The 15,730-nt window shown below is 63.2% G+C and carries 12 protein-coding genes and 1 pseudogene; 6 read left to right on the forward strand and 7 right to left on the reverse strand.

Annotated features, from left to right (window positions below; genetic code table 11):
* Window positions 1–130: 130 nt before the first annotated feature.
* Window positions 131–3,106, reverse strand: coding sequence for an isoleucine--tRNA ligase (gene ileS, locus EN846_RS23300; RefSeq protein ID WP_127392262.1), 2,976 nt, complete (start codon window positions 3,104–3,106; stop codon window positions 131–133).
* 43 nt (window positions 3,107–3,149) lie between these two features.
* Here ileS and EN846_RS35605 point away from each other — a divergent pair, with 43 nt between their 5' ends.
* Window positions 3,150–3,305 carry a hypothetical protein gene (locus tag EN846_RS35605; RefSeq protein WP_187331452.1) on the forward strand — a complete coding sequence of 52 codons (156 nt, stop codon included), beginning with the start codon at window positions 3,150–3,152 and terminating at the stop codon, window positions 3,303–3,305.
* Between the two features lie 31 nt (window positions 3,306–3,336).
* Here the strand turns inward: EN846_RS35605 and EN846_RS23305 are convergent, their stop codons facing one another.
* Window positions 3,337–4,134, reverse strand: a complete 798-nt coding sequence (locus EN846_RS23305) for a MipA/OmpV family protein (protein ID WP_127286400.1) — start codon at window positions 4,132–4,134, stop codon at window positions 3,337–3,339.
* A 301-nt stretch (window positions 4,135–4,435) separates the two neighbouring features.
* Between EN846_RS23305 and tauA the strand changes: the two genes are divergently transcribed.
* From tauA to ssuD, 4 genes are read left to right on the forward strand one after another with little or no spacing between them, the layout of a single operon-like run.
* A complete protein-coding gene (gene tauA / locus EN846_RS23310; RefSeq protein ID WP_127393740.1) occupies window positions 4,436–5,446 on the forward strand; it encodes a taurine ABC transporter substrate-binding protein in 1,011 nt (336 codons plus the stop codon).
* A 60-nt stretch (window positions 5,447–5,506) separates the two neighbouring features.
* Entirely contained in the window at window positions 5,507–6,301 is a 795-nt protein-coding gene (locus EN846_RS23315) for an ABC transporter ATP-binding protein (RefSeq protein WP_127393741.1), read from the forward strand.
* Window positions 6,298–7,146: an ABC transporter permease subunit gene (locus EN846_RS23320; protein ID WP_127393742.1), complete on the forward strand. Its 849-nt coding sequence runs from the start codon at window positions 6,298–6,300 to the stop codon at window positions 7,144–7,146. The genes EN846_RS23315 and EN846_RS23320 overlap by 4 nt, the downstream gene beginning before the upstream one ends.
* Before the next feature lie 44 nt (window positions 7,147–7,190).
* Complete coding sequence (gene ssuD, locus EN846_RS23325; protein ID WP_127393743.1) at window positions 7,191–8,345, forward strand: FMNH2-dependent alkanesulfonate monooxygenase; 1,155 nt, start codon at window positions 7,191–7,193, stop codon at window positions 8,343–8,345.
* A 119-nt stretch (window positions 8,346–8,464) separates the two neighbouring features.
* Here ssuD and EN846_RS23330 read toward each other — a convergent pair whose 3' ends face one another.
* The 3 genes from EN846_RS23330 to EN846_RS23340 all read right to left on the reverse strand — a co-directional run bounded on the left by EN846_RS23330 (window position 8,465) and on the right by EN846_RS23340 (window position 12,282).
* Complete coding sequence (locus EN846_RS23330) at window positions 8,465–8,677, reverse strand: hypothetical protein (protein ID WP_127286395.1); 213 nt, start codon at window positions 8,675–8,677, stop codon at window positions 8,465–8,467.
* Window positions 8,678–8,700: 23 nt separating this feature from the next.
* Complete coding sequence (locus EN846_RS23335; RefSeq protein ID WP_245493486.1) at window positions 8,701–10,251, reverse strand: acid phosphatase; 1,551 nt, start codon at window positions 10,249–10,251, stop codon at window positions 8,701–8,703.
* Between the two features lie 114 nt (window positions 10,252–10,365).
* A complete protein-coding gene (locus tag EN846_RS23340) occupies window positions 10,366–12,282 on the reverse strand; it encodes an adenylate/guanylate cyclase domain-containing protein (RefSeq protein ID WP_127393387.1) in 1,917 nt (638 codons plus the stop codon).
* 212 nt (window positions 12,283–12,494) lie between these two features.
* On the opposite strand from EN846_RS23340, the gene EN846_RS23345 reads away from it, so the two are divergent.
* A complete protein-coding gene (locus EN846_RS23345) occupies window positions 12,495–13,430 on the forward strand; it encodes a LysR family transcriptional regulator (RefSeq protein ID WP_127309923.1) in 936 nt (311 codons plus the stop codon).
* 77 nt (window positions 13,431–13,507) lie between these two features.
* On the opposite strand, the pseudogene EN846_RS23350 reads toward EN846_RS23345, so the two are convergent.
* Window positions 13,508–14,739, reverse strand: a pseudogene (locus tag EN846_RS23350) (aldo/keto reductase).
* 39 nt (window positions 14,740–14,778) lie between these two features.
* Window positions 14,779–15,693 carry an alpha/beta hydrolase gene (locus tag EN846_RS23355; protein WP_135859313.1) on the reverse strand — a complete coding sequence of 305 codons (915 nt, stop codon included), beginning with the start codon at window positions 15,691–15,693 and terminating at the stop codon, window positions 14,779–14,781.
* Between the last annotated feature and the right edge of the window lie 37 nt (window positions 15,694–15,730).

Below are 15,730 nucleotides of genomic sequence, written 5' to 3' on the forward strand. Positions count from 1 at the left end.
GTGTTTACCTCAACCACCCGCTAAGGGCAACGCGCGGGCGGCAATCCGCCGCCCGGCGTGGCATTTGTGCACTCATTTTGGTGATGCATGTCGTTATCCCAAACCGCTTCACACTTTTGGGCGACATGCACTAGAGCCGCCCGAGCGCCTTGAGTTCGCGCAGTACATCGGCATCGCGGGCCGAGACGTCCGGAAATTCCGGATCTTCGCCGACATCAGCGGTGTAGCGCCAGGAGCGCGCGCATTTCACCAGGCCACGGTCTTCGGCCTTCTCGACGACCACCGCGACACCCCTGACCTCGTCCAGCGTGAAGGCGCCGTCTGGCGTCTTGCCGTGGGCGATGACCAGATCGCTGGTGATCGCCATCTCGGCCATGTCGACATCCGATATCGCCGCTTCAAGCGCGGCATCGTCGATCGTGACGACCGGCACCGCCTCCAGCGACGAGCCGATGACCTTCTGGGCGCGGGCGATCTCGAGCGCGCCGGTGACGACGCGGCGCACCTGCCTGACCTTGCGCCACTTCTCCGCCAGCGCCTCGTTCCTCCAATCCGCCGGGATTTGCGGGAACTGGTCGAGATGGACCGAGACGGCGTCGGGGTGACGATCGAGCCAGGCCTCCTCCATGGTGAAGGGCAGCATCGGCGACAGCCATTTGACCAGGCAGTCGAACAGATGGCGCACCACCTGCACGGCGGCCTTGCGCCGGACGCTGGAGGGCGCGTCGCAGTAGAGCGCGTCCTTGCGGATGTCGAAATAGAAGGCCGACAGCTCGACCACCATGAAGTCGACGAGCGCGCGGGTGATGCGCTTGAACTCGAAGGCGTCGTAGCCCTGGCGCACCAATTCGTCGAGCTCTGACAGCCGGTGCAGCATCAGCCGCTCCAGTTCCGGCATCTTGTCCAGCGCCACCTCCTCGCCATCGTCATGGGCAAGCGTGCCCAGCATCCAGCGGATGGTGTTCCTCAGCTTGCGGTAGGCGTCGATGTTGGTCTGCAGCACGTTCTTGCCGAGCCGCTGGTCTTCCCAGTAATCGGTCGTCACCACCCAGAGCCGCAGAATGTCGGCACCCGACTGCTTGATGACGTCCTGCGGCACCACGGTGTTGCCGAGCGACTTCGACATTTTCCGTCCCTCTTCGTCCATGGTGAAGCCATGGGTGACGACGGTGTCGTAGGGCGCCCTGCCCCGGGTGGCGCAGCTTTCGAGCAGCGAGGAGTGGAACCAGCCGCGATGCTGGTCGGAGCCTTCGAGATAGACGTCGGCCGGCCATTTCAGGTCCGGACGGTCCTCCAGCGTGAAGACATGCGTCGAGCCCGAATCGAACCAGACATCGAGGATGTCCATCACCTGATGCCATTTCGCGGCATCGTGATTGCCGAGGAAGCGCTCCTTGGCGCCGGGCGCGAACCAGGCGTCGGCGCCCTCGGCCTCGAAGGCCTCCATGATGCGCTGGTTGACCGCTTCGTCCTTCAGCACGTTGCCGTCCACGTCGGCGAAGACGGCGATCGGCACGCCCCAGGCGCGCTGGCGCGACAGCACCCAGTCGGGACGCTCCTCGATCATGGCGCGGATGCGGTTCTGGCCGGCGGCTGGCACGAAGCGGGTGTCGTCGATCGCCTTCAGCGCGCGGCTGCGCAACGTCGTGCCGTCGCCGAGGTCCTTGTCCATATAGACGAACCATTGCGGCGTGTTGCGGAAGATGATCGGCTTCTTGGAACGCCAGGAGTGCGGATAGGAATGCTTCAGGCGGCCGCGCGCGAACAGCGCATTGCGCTTGATCAGTTCCTCGATGACCGCCTGGTTGGCGTTGCCCTTCTTGCCATTGTCGTCGATGACGCGCGCGGCTCCACCCTCGCGGTCCGGGCCGAAGCCCGGCGCGTCCTTGGTGAAGAAGCCGGCATCGTCGACCGGGAACGGGATCGCGGTGTCGACGCCGCGCTTGAGCAGTTCCGCCACAGCGTCCATCCAGGCGTCGAAGTCCTCGCGGCCGTGGCTGGGCGCGGTGTGCACGAAGCCGGTGCCGGCATCGTCGGTGACATGCTCGCCGGCGATCATCGGCACCGGGAATTGGTAGCCGTCGGCCAGCCCCCTGAACGGATGCGACAGCGTCAGGCTTGCAAGCTGTTCGGCCGAAACATCGTGAAGGCGGTTCAAGGTGACCTTGGCCTTGGCCGAGGCATCCTCGGCAAGGGCGTCGGCGAAGATCAGCTTCTCGCCGGGCTGCGGGCCGAACGCGTTCTCGGCCGCCGTCACCTCGTAAAGCCCGTAGGCGACGCGCGGCGAATAGCTGACGGCACGGTTGCCGGGCAGCGTCCAGGGCGTCGTCGTCCAGATGACGACATGGGCCTCGATGAGGTCGAGCGAGGATTCCGACAGCACTGCCGCCTGCGCGTCATCGGCGCCGGCGACCGGGCGCGCCAAGCTCGCCACCGGGAATTTCACCCAGATCGTGTCGCTCTCATAGTCCTGGTACTCCACCTCGGCCTCGGCAAGCGCGGTGCGCTCGACGACGCTCCACATGACCGGCTTCGAGCCGCGGTAGAGCTGGCCCGACATGGCGAATTTCAACAGCTCGCCGGCGATGCGCGCCTCGGCGTGATAAGCCATCGTCGTATAGGGGTTGTCGAAATCGCCGACGACGCCGAGCCGCTGGAACTCTGAGCCCTGCAACTTGATCCAGTGCGCGGCGAAGTCGCGGCATTCCTTGCGGAACTCGTTGACCGGCACCTCGTCCTTGTTCTTGCCCTTGGCGCGGTACTGCTCCTCGATCTTCCACTCGATCGGCAGGCCGTGGCAGTCCCAGCCCGGCACGTAGTTGGCGTCGTAGCCGCGCATCTGGAAGGAGCGGTTGATGACGTCCTTGAGCACCTTGTTCAGCGCATGGCCGATATGGATGTTGCCATTGGCGTAGGGCGGGCCGTCATGCAGCACGAATTTCTCGCGCCCGGCGGCCTCCTCGCGCAGCTTGCGGTAGAGGTCCATGTCCTGCCAGCGCTTGACCAGCGCCGGCTCCTTTTCCGGCAAGCCGGCCCGCATCGGGAAATCCGTCTGCGGCAAATAGAGCGTTTTGGAATAGTCGATCGTTTCAGCGGTATCGGTCATTGGTCTGCCATGTGCATTGCCCGGCGACAAACAGGCTCGGGCGTTGAACTATCATGTTCTGAAAAGCGCGAAGCGCGCGCGCAACAGTCCCGGCGGCTCCGGCGGCGCTCAGGCCACCCGGAACACCGGGCTCGTAATTCGTATCGCGATCGCAAACAGGCGCGAAAAGCTCGTCATGGCCGGGCTTTTAGCGGATTAGTCAGCAGGAATAAAGCGCCGAGTTCAGGCGGCTACATCGAAAAGTCGAAGCGATAGGTGGTCGAGACGCCGACCGTGAACTGGTTGCGATCGCCGCGCTCCCGGACGAGGCTGGAATCGGCGGCCGGGCCCATCAGGCGCGAATATTCGCCGAACAGGCTGGCCGTCATCGGCTCGGTGACCTTCCAGGTGATCGCGCCGCCGAGGCCGGTCGACTTCAGGCCGCCTCCCGGATGGTATTCGCTGAGGCCGGAGGCCGCCGCTTCGGTGGCGTTGACGCCGTAATAGGCGTCGAAATAGCCCGACGAGGCGAAGGAGACGCGCGGCCCGCCGGAGATGCGGACCGTCGGCGTGACGTCGTAGAAGGCGTCGGCCGCGATATCGGCGACGAAGCCGTCATGGGCGCGGATGCCATGCCGAAGCTCGGCGCGGGCTCGCACCCAGTCAAGCGGATAGAATTCGAAGAAGCCGCCGACCTCGCCGCCCCAGCGCACCGGGTCGAGACCCGCCAGTTCATCCTTGCTGCTGCGGGAGAACAGGAACTTGCCGGTCAGGCCGGCGCGCACGCTGCCGTCGTCGATCAGCGCCAGCGAGATGTTGTCATTGCGCGAGGTGAAGCGCGCTTCCGGACCCACCTTGCCGAGCGAGATGATCGGCTGGGCGCCGAGCATGTACTTCTTGCCGCCCTCGAAATTCGGCGCGATGAGGCCGGTTGCGCCGAGCGTCAGGTACCAGTCGCCCGAAATCCAGCTCCCCTCGCCGGCATGGGCCGAAGAGACGGCCATCAGGCCGGAGGCGAGAACCAGCTGAATCGTCCGGACAATACGCATCGTTACCCCATACGCGAAACAGGCCGGCAGGAACACCCCGGCAGCGCAAAAGCCATGGCGCCAGTTCGGTAAAATTTGACTTAAAATCCGTAACATCGGCAGCGGCGCCAACGCCGTGGCGCATGCCTGATATTGCGTGTGGGTGATCCATTAGGGCCGGTTCGCGTCAGATCTTTTCTATCGAGGAACAGGCTTTCGGAATTTCATTTCTGTAAAGTCTATAAATTCAGTGGACTTTAATTCACGGCCGCTCCGATCGGCTGCAATCGAGGCTGTGCCTCTGTTCAAAGGATTAAAGCCCATGCGAAAATTGATTTCCGTCGCCCTTTTTGGACTTGCCCTGGCTTCAGCCCATACCGCGGCAAGCGCCGCGGACGACAAGAAAGTCGTCGTCGCCTACCAGACCGGCGCCAACCCTTACAATCTTGGCATCGCCAATGGCGACCTTGCCAAGAAGACGGGCTGGAACATCGAATTCCGCCGCTTCAACTCCGGCGCCGACATCTTCGCCGCCATCGCATCCGGTGACGTCCAGATCGGCGATGTCGGATCGAGCCCGTTCTCGGCCGCCATCAGCAAGGGCATCGACGTGAAGGCGTTCTACATCTCGTCGGTCTCCCGCGACGGCGAGGCGCTCGTGGTGCGACCCGAAATCAAGTCGCCGGCGGACCTGCGCGGCAAGAAGCTCGCCGCCGCACCGGTCTCGACCGACCACTACCAGCTTCTCGCCGTGCTCAAGCAGGAAGGCATTTCCGAGAAGGAAACCCAGGTCATAGCTATTCCGCAGCCCGAGATCGTCGCGGCCTGGAAGCGCGGCGACATTGACGGTGGCTTCGTCTGGGATCCGGCTCTTTCCGAGCTCAAGAAGAACGGCAAGATCCTGCTCACGGCCGGCCAGGTCGCCGATCGCGGCGCGCCGACCTTCGGCGCTCTGGTCGTCACCGGCGCGTTCGCCAAGGCCAATCCGGAGTTCCTCGGCCAGTATGTCCGGCTGATCGACGGCTATAACCAGGCTTACCTGAGCAATCCGGCCGCCTGGGGCCCGGATACCGAGAACGCGAAGCTGATCGCAAAATTGCAAGGCGGCACAGCGGCCGAGAATTCGGAGCAGTTGAAGACGACGGTCGTCCCGCCGCTCGACGAACAGGTCTCCGACAAATGGCTGGGCGGTGGCGAGAAGAGCGCGGTCGCGAAAATCCTCAAGGACACCGCGGGCTTCCTGAAGGACCAGCACAAGATCACCTCGGTCAAGGACAGCTACGCGGCCTTCGCCGATCCGCAATATGCCGAAGTGGCCAAGGCCTCGAACTAGCAATCCCTGAAGGAACCCCGATTTGGCTGGCGCGCCAGCCAAATCGCCCGGAGGGCCACCATGCTTCGAATCCGAGATGCCAGCGTCACCTTTCCGGCTTCCGATGGACAGGACGTGCATGCGCTCGATCACGTCTCGCTCGATATCGCCCCCGCTTCCATCGTCGTCGCGGTCGGTGCTTCCGGGTGCGGCAAGTCGACGTTGCTGAACGCGATCGCCGGCTTCCTGCCGCTCACCGAAGGCACGATCACGCTGGACGGAAGGGAAATCGCGGCGCCAGGCGGCGATCGTGGCGTCGTGTTCCAGAAGGATACTCTGCTGCCATGGGCCAGCGTGCTGGACAACGTCGCGCTCGGCCTGAAGTACCGGGGGGTGCCCCGCGCAGAACGCCACGAGCTGTCAAGGCGCCTGTTGGAACTGGTCGGCCTCGCCGATTTCGCCGAAAAGCCGCCCTACGAACTGTCGGGCGGCATGCGCCAGCGGGTCGGCATCGCGCGGGCGCTGGCCACAGATCCGAAGATCCTCTTGATGGACGAGCCGTTCGGCGCGCTCGACAGCCTGACGCGCGAGACCATGCAGCAGCTTCTGGCCTCAGTCTGGGCCAAGACGGGCAAGCAGATCCTGTTCATCACCCATTCGATCGAGGAAGCCCTGACGCTCGGCACGACGATCGTTGTGATGTCGCCCCGGCCAGGTCGTATCGTCGCCCGGTTCGACGCCGACTTTGTGCGCGACTTCGCCGAAAGCGGCGACATCGGGCCGATCCAGTCCCATCCGCGCTTCATCGAACTGCGGAAGGAAATCCGCTCGCTCATCCATCAGCCGGAAGGCGCCCGCACAGGAACCTTGCAATGACGCTTACCGCCAATTCCCCAACCACATTTCAGACTTCGACCGCCCGGCGCGCGCCGCCGGCTCGGCCACGTCGATCCGCATCGACGAACACACTCGGCATCAGCCTGGTTACGCTTGCGTCGCTGATTGCATTGTGGTTCCTCGCCGCACGCTTCGGCTGGGCGTCACCGCTGTTCCTGCCCTCGCCGGCCGAGGTCCTGGCCCAGTTCAGCGCCGTCGCGGCCGACGGCTATGCCAACGACACGCTTCTCAACCACACGCTGGCAAGCCTTGGCCGCATCGCCGCGGCTCTGGGCGCAGGAATTGTGCTGGGTGTTCCCCTTGGCCTGTTGATGGGCCTCAACCGTTGGATCAAGGGGATCTTCAGCGTTCCGATCGACCTCTACTGGGGCTTGCCGCCCCTGGCCTACCTGCCGCTGCTGATCATCTGGCTCGGCATCGGCGAAACCTCCAAGATCACGCTCCTCACGCTATCGACCTTTGCCCCGATCTGCTTTGCCGCGCAGGCCGGAGTCCGTTCAGTGCCCGTTGAGCGGATCAATGCCGCGCTGTCCCTTGGCGCCAGCAGCCTGCAATTGTTCACGACCATTATCCTGCCATCCGCATTGCCGGAAATCCTGACCGGCCTGCGAATTGCCATCGGAGCCGGACTGTCCACCTTGGTCGCGGCCGAGTTGATCGCGGCGCAGTCGGGGCTCGGCTACATGATCATGTCCGCGGCCAACTTCCTCGCTACCGACGTTGTCTTCGTCGGCCTCATCGTCATTGCCGCCCTGGCGTTCGCTTTCACGAGCGGCATGCGCTGGCTGGAGCACCGCCTCGTCCCCTGGAAGGGCAAGCTCTGACAACTGCCCGTCAACACACCCCCTGTCACTGAAGGAACAATCCGATGTCCAGCAACATCCGCCCGCTCGATCTCTACTGGTATCTGCCGACCCATGGTGACGGCCCCTATCTCGGCACCGACGAGCGGCACCGGCCGGCAACCTTCCGCTACCTCAAGGAGATCGCCCAAGCCGCCGATCGACTTGGCTTCAAGGGCGTGCTCCTGCCTACCGGAACGCGGTGCGAGGACGCCTGGATCGTTGCAGCCGGCCTGATCCCGCTGACCGAACGGCTGAAATTCCTCGTGGCGCTCCGGCCGGGCAGCGGGACGCCGGCCCTGTTTGCGCGCCATGCCGCCACGCTGGACAGGATTTCCGGCGGCCGGGTGCTGCTCAATGTCGTCACCGGCGCGGATCCAGCCGACCTCGCCGGTGACGGCAACAAGCTCAACCATGACGACCGCTACGCGCAGACCGACGAGTTCCTGACCATCTGGCGGCGAATCCTTTCAGGTGAACCGGCGGATTTCGAGGGCAAGTATCTTTCCGCCCACGGCACCGACATTTCCTTCCCGCCGGTTCAACAGCCCCATCCTCCACTGTGGTTCGGAGGTTCGTCCGACGCCGGCATTGCGATCGCCGCCAAGCACGTGGACGCCTATCTGAGTTGGGGCGAACCGGTGGACCAGCTCGCCGAAAAGATCGGGCGGGTCAGGCAGGCCGCAGCGGCGCAAGGCCGAACGATCCGCTTCGGCCTTCGCATCCATTTGATCGTTCGCGAAACTGAGGATGAGGCCTGGGCCGCCGCAGACCGACTGATCAGCCGCGTCACCGACGACCTGATCGCCGAGGCCCAGAACGGATTCGTCAATATCTCGGAATCGGTTGGACAGAAGCGCATGTCGGCTCTGCATCAGGGTCGACGAGACCGGCTGGTTGTCGGTCCGAACCTGTGGGCCGGACCCGGGCTGGTGCGTGGGGGTGCTGGAACGGCCTTGGTCGGAAATCCCGACAACGTTGCCGCGCGCATCCGCGAGTATCAGGAGATCGGCATCGAAACGATCATCGCGTCCGCCTACCCGCATCTGGAAGAGGTCTTCAATGTCGCGGAACTGCTTTTCCCCAAGCTCGGGCTGAGCGGCGAAGCCGCACCGGCGGAACGCAGTTGGGACGTCGAGTTCGGACGCGTGCAACCGGGGGTCGTCGCGTCCGCCTCGTGACGTCTTTCGGGCGGAAACCGAGAGAAAGCCGGCTGCGCCAGGCCCTTGCGTGGCGTCGGCAATTTTGACCAGAAATCCCAAATGACGGCAGTGGCGGCCAGGCGGCGACGTCGCCTGGCTCAGCTGGCGCGCGTCGCGCTCGGCAGGTCGAGCAGCCTGGCCACGGCCCTGGCGCCCTTGCCGGCAACGCGTGCCGACCCGTCGTCACCCACCTCCACCGTGGCACCGTTGGCGAAGCTCAGCGACCAGCCATCGCCCTTGGCGTTGCGGCGGCGGTCAGTGAGTTCGATGCCGCCAGCAGTGACCAAGGCAACAACCCTGTCGACATCCATCGTTGTCCTCCAGATACGCGCCCTCAATTCAGGTCGAGCCCACCGGTGAGATCGCCGAGCGGCGGTTCGCCATGCGCGGCCACTGCCCTGTCGCGAACCACGATGCCATGCAGGACCGGCAATTCGAAACGCTCGGTGATGAAGCGCAGGATCGACGTCGTGTCATAGGGCGTTTGATCGACATAGCCATGCTTGGCAAAAGGCGAAACGATGATCGCGGGGATGCGCGTGCCCGGTCCCCAGCGGTCGCCTTTGGGCGGCGCGACGTGATCCCAGATGCCGCCGTTCTCGTCATAGGCGACAACGACCAGCATATGCGGCCATTGCGGGCTCTTCTCCAGATGGCTGATGACATCGGCGATATGGCGGTCTCCGGCCTGGATGTCGGCATAGCCGGAATGCTCGTTGAGATTGCCCTGCGGCTTGTAGAAGGAGACCTGAGGCAGGGCGCCGTCGTCGATCGCCTGAATGAAGCTCACGCCAGCCAGCCCGGCGTCGCGCAGGTGTTCCCGCCTGGCCTCGGTGCCCGGCGCGTAGTTGGCGTAATAGTTGAACGGCTGGTGATGGTACTGGAAATTCGGGATCGGCGTGTGATTGCCATGGTCGAGCGTGTACTGCCAGGCGCCCGAGTACCATGCCCAGCTGACCTGCTTGAGACTGAGCATATCGCCGATGGTCGGCTCCGTCTGCGGCGGCAGCGTTGTCGGCTTGGACGGGTCCGCGAGGAGCGGATCGCCGCCGGGCGCCGGATCATTGCCGCTCGGCTGGTATGGCGGCTGCATTGTGTTCACAGCGTAGAAATCCGGCGTCAGATTGCCGTCGGAGACGAATTTCGGGATACCGTCGCGCACCGATTTCGGCGAATTGTCGGCGAGCTTCAGCGCTGTGCCGCCATCGTCCGTCACCGAAATCGACGGCTTGGCCGGGTTCTTGTCGGCATCCGCGTAGTAAGGCGCGCAGGCGCAGATCAGCCACTGATGGTTGAAAAAGGAACCGCCGAAACCGCCCATGAAGAAATGGTCGGCCAGCACGTATTTCTGCGCCACCGCCCACATGTCGGTCTTGGAGGCGTCCCAGTTGCTCATCGGCATGGCGCCTGAATCGGCCCAGGCTACGAACATGTCGTTCTTGCCGCCGTTGATCTGCATCTGGTTCTGGTAGTAGCGGTGCCAGAGATCGTGCGTTGCGACGCTGAGCGGAACGTTGAACCCCTTGGGGTCGTTCACGGTGAACGGCGCGTTCGGAAGGTGCTCGGTCATCGCCTGCGTCACCGGCGGCGTGACGCCCTTGGCGGTCAGCCCGTCCCAGACAGGCGGCAGTTCGGACAGCACGGATCCGTCACGGTCACGCTGCTGCAGGCTTTCCTTGCTTGCCTGGTCGATGCCCTCGGCTCCAGGGAAGTGACCATAGAGATTGTCGAAGGCGCGGTTCTCGGCGAAGATAACGACCACCGTTCCTATCTTGGCGATGTTGGCTGGCGGATCGCCGGGCTGCGCTGCGGGCGCGGGAACCGAAGCCGCAGCGCACAGGACGAGAGTCGAGGAAAACAGGGCGAGCCCATGGGATCGCTTCATCGTCATACCTCCGTGGTGCAAATGGGATGACACCAGCTTCGCGGCATATTGGCAATAGCTGCCGCGTTGGACGGGCAACGCCATGGGCGGCGGTCCGCCAATGGCCGGGCTGTTCTACGGCTGCCCGAGAGGCTGCGCCTCGCATTCCGGCAGCCGCACAGGTTTGGCGAGTTTCGCCAGCGCCTCGGGCTTGGCGCAAGACGGAAAGCCGGCGAGCGGCATCGTTTCGATAAACCGGCTGCGCTCACTAGTGCTCAAGCCGACTTCATTGATCATGCTCTCGACGGTCAGGTCGGGGTACTGCTTGAGAGTTTCCCTAACCGAAGCCTTCGCCTCATCCATCCGACCCAGAGCCGCAAGGGTGCCGCTAAACACCACCCACCTCCACTTGTCGTAGTTGTCAGGCGCCATGCGCTCCAGCATCTTCAACGCGTCCTCATACCGGCCGGCCATAAAATAGGCAGGGCCGAAGAAGTTGGACGTCCACATCGGATGGTTCGGGTCGAGCCGCCTGACCTGGTCGACCATCTGAGCGCCGCGTTCGGGTTCACCGAAGCGTGCCGCATAGCCGGTATAGAATGTCAGGATTTCGGACGAACCGGGAGCAAGACGGAGAGCCGTATCCAGTTCAGCCTTGGCACGGGCGATGTCGCCCTTGTTGCTGAGACTCATCCCAAACACGGCGTGTGCCTCAGCGTCGCCTGGATCGAGCCGCACCGCGCGTTCGGCCACATCGGCGGCCGCCTTGGTCTCGCTCTCGGGATTGATACCGAAGCCAGCCAATATGACGTGAGCATGGTAAAGTTCTACCCAGGCGCGGGCCAGCCCGGGGTCCAGCTCAATGGCGCGGTTGAGAAGCGCGATTGCCTCCTGCTCATCGGCTACGGTGATCTCTTCAATCTTCTCGGTCCCGAGCAGATAGTAGTCATAAGCATTCAGATTTTCAGGTCGTTTGCGTTTGGCCGCGGCCCGCCCGGCCGTTTGAATCAACCCTACGCCGCCGCCCAGACGGTTGGAGACTTGCTCTGCGATCTCGGTCTGGACGGCGAACACGTCCTCAGCGGGCCGGTCCCAACGATCCGACCAAAGGTGGTTGCCGGTTTGTGCATCGATCAACTGCGCGGTGACCCGCACCCGCTCATCTTCCCGCTGGATGGAGCCTTCCAGTACGAAACCGACATGGAGCGCATGTGCGACCTGGCGGGCATCCACCGGCTTGCCCTTGTAGACTTCCGTCGAATTCCGGGCCACGACGTCAAGTTCGGGAAACCGCGCAAGGTCGGTGATGATATCCTCAGTCAAGCCATCGGCCAGACGCCCGCTGGCCTCGTCGCCATAATTATTGAAAGGCAGCACCGCGACCGACGGCTTGGCCCCCAGTGACGTGGGCTGAAAGAACCACCAGCTCCCCCCACCCACCAGAGCCAGCACCACGATCGCCGCCGCAGCCGTCCTGGTCCAGTGCGGCATCGCCTGGCGTAAGGTCCGGTGCACCCGCTTGCCATCGAGCCTCACCCGGTACATCCGCACCGGGCGGTTGATATTCTTGACCTGCTGCTCGCCGACGAAATCGAGTGGCCAATCAAGCTTGCCCTGCAAATGGTCGTAGGCCGTACCTGACACCATCACCCCGCCCGGATCGGCCAGTTGCTCTATGCGAGCGGCGACGTTGACGCCGTCGCCATACACATCGCCATCCACCAGCGCCACATCGCCAAGATTGATCCCGATGCGGAACACAATCCGCTCATGCTCCGGCAATCCGCCATTGCGAACGGCCACAGCTTTCTGAATTTCGGCTGCGCAGATCACCGCATCGACGACGCTGTCGAAGACGACAAGCGCGCCATCTCCCAACAGCTTGACAATTCGACCCTGATGCAGAGCGATCGCTGCATCGGTTACGTCGGCCCGGATAGCTCTCAGGCGCCCGATGGTGCCAGCTTCGTCAATCTCGGTCGCCTTTGAATAGCCGACCATATCCAACGCAAGGATCGCCAGCAGTTTCCGGTTCAATGGAGGGACATTCATCATCCTGCCCCGGACCCAAACTGGCCAAAATGGTACACCTAACCCAGCACGCTGACGAGAGGCCGCCCCGCCAGGCCAGGAACAGGCCGAGCATCCACAGGCTGTTGACCGACCAGCCCACGTTGCCGGCGGCATCCGGGACCTATCTGGCGTTTGGAGCGGCAATCGCTTAGATGCTTAGATGCGCATGAACCCATAAGGTGGCGTGATAAGTGCGACGTAACGACCTTGGCGATCTCAACGTTTTCCTCGCGGTCGCCGAGGAACGCAGCTTCACGCGTGCCGCAGCCAGGCTAGGCCAGTCCCAATCATCGCTGAGCCAAACGGTGCGCCGGCTCGAGGAGCGGCTCGGGATGAGGTTGCTGACCCGCACGACGCGCAGCGTCGCTCCGACACAGGCGGGTGCGCAACTCATCGAAACCCTGAAGCCGGCGCTTGCCGATGTCGAGGCGCGGCTGGCAACCTTGAGCGAGCTCCGGGACACGCCAAGCGGCCTCGTTCGGGTGACCGCCGAACTCCATGCAGCCCAGACCGTGCTGTGGCCGGCAGTCTCGCGATTGATGTACGCCTACCCTGACGTGCAGGTGGAAATCTCGGTCGATGCCTCCTTCACCGATATCGTTGCCGATCAGTTTGATGCCGGTATTCGGATGGGTGAGCAGGTCGCCAAGGACATGATTGCGGTTCGCATCGGACCCGATCTGCGCATGGTTGTTGTCGGCTCTCCGTCGTACCTCGCCAAGCACGGAACTCCTCACACCCCCCATGACCTGATTCAGCACCGCTGCATGAACTTGCGCCTCCCGACAGCCGGCGGTCTCTATGCCTGGGAGTTCCAGAAGGATGGCCGCGAGCTGCACGTCCGTGTCGAGGGACCGCTCATTCTGAACGACGAGCGTCTTGCCATCACCGCCGCGCTTGCGGGGCATGGTCTCGCAATGGTCACAGAGGACAGCACCGCGCAAGCTGTTGCCGACGGGGCATTGATACGCGTGCTCGATGATTGGTGCCGGACCTTCCAGGGATATCATCTCTATTACCCGGACCGTCGGCATCCCTCCCCGGCTTTCGCTGCTCTGCTCAAGGAGTTGCGGCACCAATTGGCATCGGGTGGCCGAGCAACGGCAGCTAGAAGGTCCAGGCGCTGACCGGTTCCTTCTCGTAATGCGACGCGGCCCGGCCATGCCGGATCCCGGCATGGTTGCGCTTGCTTCCCGTCTCCAGACTACTGTTTCGGCGGAGTGTCGGCCCCGACGACGTGCTCCTCTTCCTTGGGAAGACGGGCTCCGTGAATTTCCACGCTGGCGATATCGCTATTGATCTCCTGCAATTCGGCGGCCGAGAACGTTATCGATGCAGCACCCACGTTCTGTTCCATATGGGCAATCTTTGTGGTCCCTGGGATCGGAACGATCCAGGGCTTCTGCGCAAGCAGCCATGCAAGTGCGATCTGCGCGGGCGCAGCCTCCTTGCGTTGCGCCCATTTCAACACCACGGCGTAAAGGGCCATGTTGGATTTGAGGTTTTCCGGTTCGAAACGGGGAACAAGAGCACGGAAATCGAATGAGCCCGCACCGGGCTGAAGGTCGAAGGAAGCGCCGCTTCCAAACCGGGTATCGGCACTCATTTTCCAGAAAGAAAGCCCATTCCGAGGGGGCTCCAGCAGACGAAGCCGATACCCAGTTCCTCGCATAGCGGAAGCACCTCCGCCTCCGCTCCTCGCCACAGCATCGAGTATTCGTTCTGGATGGCTGCGAGAGGCTGCTCCGCATGGGCGCGGCGGATGGTCTGGATTCCCGGCTCGGAAAGACCCCAGTTGAGGACTTTCCCTTCCGCCATCAAATCCTTGACCACACCGGCGACGTCCTCGATGGGGACGGTTGGATCGACACGATGCTGGTACAAGAGATCGATGCGGTCCGTTCGCAGTCGCTTCAGGCAGCCTTCGACCGCCCGGCGGACGTGCTCCGGCCGGCTGTTCATGCCGCGCTCGCCCATCTTGCCTGTGTCGGGATCGATATCGCCGCCGAATTTCGTCTCCAGTGCCACCTGATCACGAACAGCCTGGAGCGCTTCGCCGACAATGTCCTCGGATATGAAAGGCCCGTACATCTCGGCGGTATCGATAAGCGTCACACCTCGATCCACTGCGCTGCGAATGAGGCGGATCGCTTCGCCGCGGTCGAGCGTGCTGGTGTAAAAATCAGAAACGGTGCCCTCCTTTGGCCCAGGCAACCATTGGCAGCCAAGCCCGACCGGCGAGACTTCGAGGGAGCCCAGTCTCCTGCGGCCAGCGGCGGGAGCGGAACTCGATTGCGCTGCGGCGCCGGCCGCCTGCGCCGTGGCGGGCAGGCTCGGCATCAATGATGTCAATCCCAGCGCGCCGCCCGCTAGCAGAATATCGCGGCGATTCACGCGGGGAGATTGTGAGATAGCAGTACTGCTGTCGGTAGACATGACAGATCTCCGTTCGTATCGAAGTTGGGGCGACCCGCCTCAGGCGGGTGACTTCACATGCGTCGAATAGAAATCCGCGAACTTCGCCACGGCCCTGTCGACATATTCGGGCTTGTCATAGAGGTCGAAATGCGACGCTCCCTCGAAAACCAGCAGGTCTTTCTGGGCTGAGCCGACGCGTTCGTAGACTTCGTGCCCGTCCCGGTTGGAACCGAAAGCGCCTGGCTCGCTGCCGACGATGACCTGCAGCGGCTGGGTGAGAAGCATGTCGGCCAGATAGAAGGCATCGAACGCCAACACGGCGTCCATTCCCACGAAGCGGGATTTGTTTTGCCAGTTCGGATGCTGACCGCGGGGCGTACGGTAGTAGTCGTAAGCTTGGCGAAGATCGATGTCGCCGGATTCTTTGTATTCATCAGGGATCCACGGCAAGATCATCGGCTCGGCTCCACGAGCCTCGGCCGTGCGCTGCTCGGCAATTGTGCCAAGGGTCGCAATCGTCGCTTCCCTGCCGGCAGCCCTCATTTCTCTCCCGCCGTTGACGGGGACTGAGAGGCCGACGGCCTTGATGCGCCGCTCGGTCATCGCTGCACTGGCAGCGTAGCCGCCACCCGCACAGATACCGAGAACACCGATGCGTTTTTCATCGACGTAGGGAAGGCTTACAAGGTGATCGACCGCACCACGGACATCTTCCACGCGTGCTATCGGGTCTTCCTTGTACCGGGGCTCCCCACCGCTTTCGCCCTGGAATGACGCGTCGAAAGCGATTGTCACAAACCCCCTCTGCGCCATCTTTTTCGCATAAATGCCTGCGGTCTGTTCCTTTGCCCCGCCGGCGGGCGCAACAGTGATGATGGCCGCATATTTCCTGCTCGCGTCAAAGCCACCCGGATAATGGATGTTTCCAGCGACTTTGATGCCATTGTTGTTGATGAACGACGTGTTTTGCATGGCTGCTGCGCTTCCCGCATTGTGTTGATGGCCTGCA

It is taken from the genome of Mesorhizobium sp. M4B.F.Ca.ET.203.01.1.1 (assembly GCF_004791025.1).
Taxonomy (GTDB): domain Bacteria; phylum Pseudomonadota; class Alphaproteobacteria; order Rhizobiales; family Rhizobiaceae; genus Mesorhizobium; species Mesorhizobium abyssinicae.

Bases quoted from the DNA above. Each gene is read 5' to 3' on its own strand.
- ileS (WP_127392262.1), bottom strand. From the start codon at position 3,106: ATGACCGATACCGCTGAAACGATCGACTATTCCAAAACGCTCTATTTG.
- EN846_RS23305 (WP_127286400.1), bottom strand. From the start codon at position 4,134: ATGCGTATTGTCCGGACGATTCAGCTGGTTCTCGCCTCCGGCCTGATG.
- tauA (WP_127393740.1), top strand. From the start codon at position 4,436: ATGCGAAAATTGATTTCCGTCGCCCTTTTTGGACTTGCCCTGGCTTCA.
- EN846_RS23315 (WP_127393741.1), top strand. From the start codon at position 5,507: ATGCTTCGAATCCGAGATGCCAGCGTCACCTTTCCGGCTTCCGATGGA.
- EN846_RS23320 (WP_127393742.1), top strand. From the start codon at position 6,298: ATGACGCTTACCGCCAATTCCCCAACCACATTTCAGACTTCGACCGCC.
- ssuD (WP_127393743.1), top strand. From the start codon at position 7,191: ATGTCCAGCAACATCCGCCCGCTCGATCTCTACTGGTATCTGCCGACC.
- EN846_RS23330 (WP_127286395.1), bottom strand. From the start codon at position 8,677: ATGGATGTCGACAGGGTTGTTGCCTTGGTCACTGCTGGCGGCATCGAA.
- EN846_RS23335 (WP_245493486.1), bottom strand. From the start codon at position 10,251: ATGAAGCGATCCCATGGGCTCGCCCTGTTTTCCTCGACTCTCGTCCTG.
- EN846_RS23340 (WP_127393387.1), bottom strand. From the start codon at position 12,282: ATGAATGTCCCTCCATTGAACCGGAAACTGCTGGCGATCCTTGCGTTG.
- EN846_RS23355 (WP_135859313.1), bottom strand. From the start codon at position 15,693: ATGCAAAACACGTCGTTCATCAACAACAATGGCATCAAAGTCGCTGGA.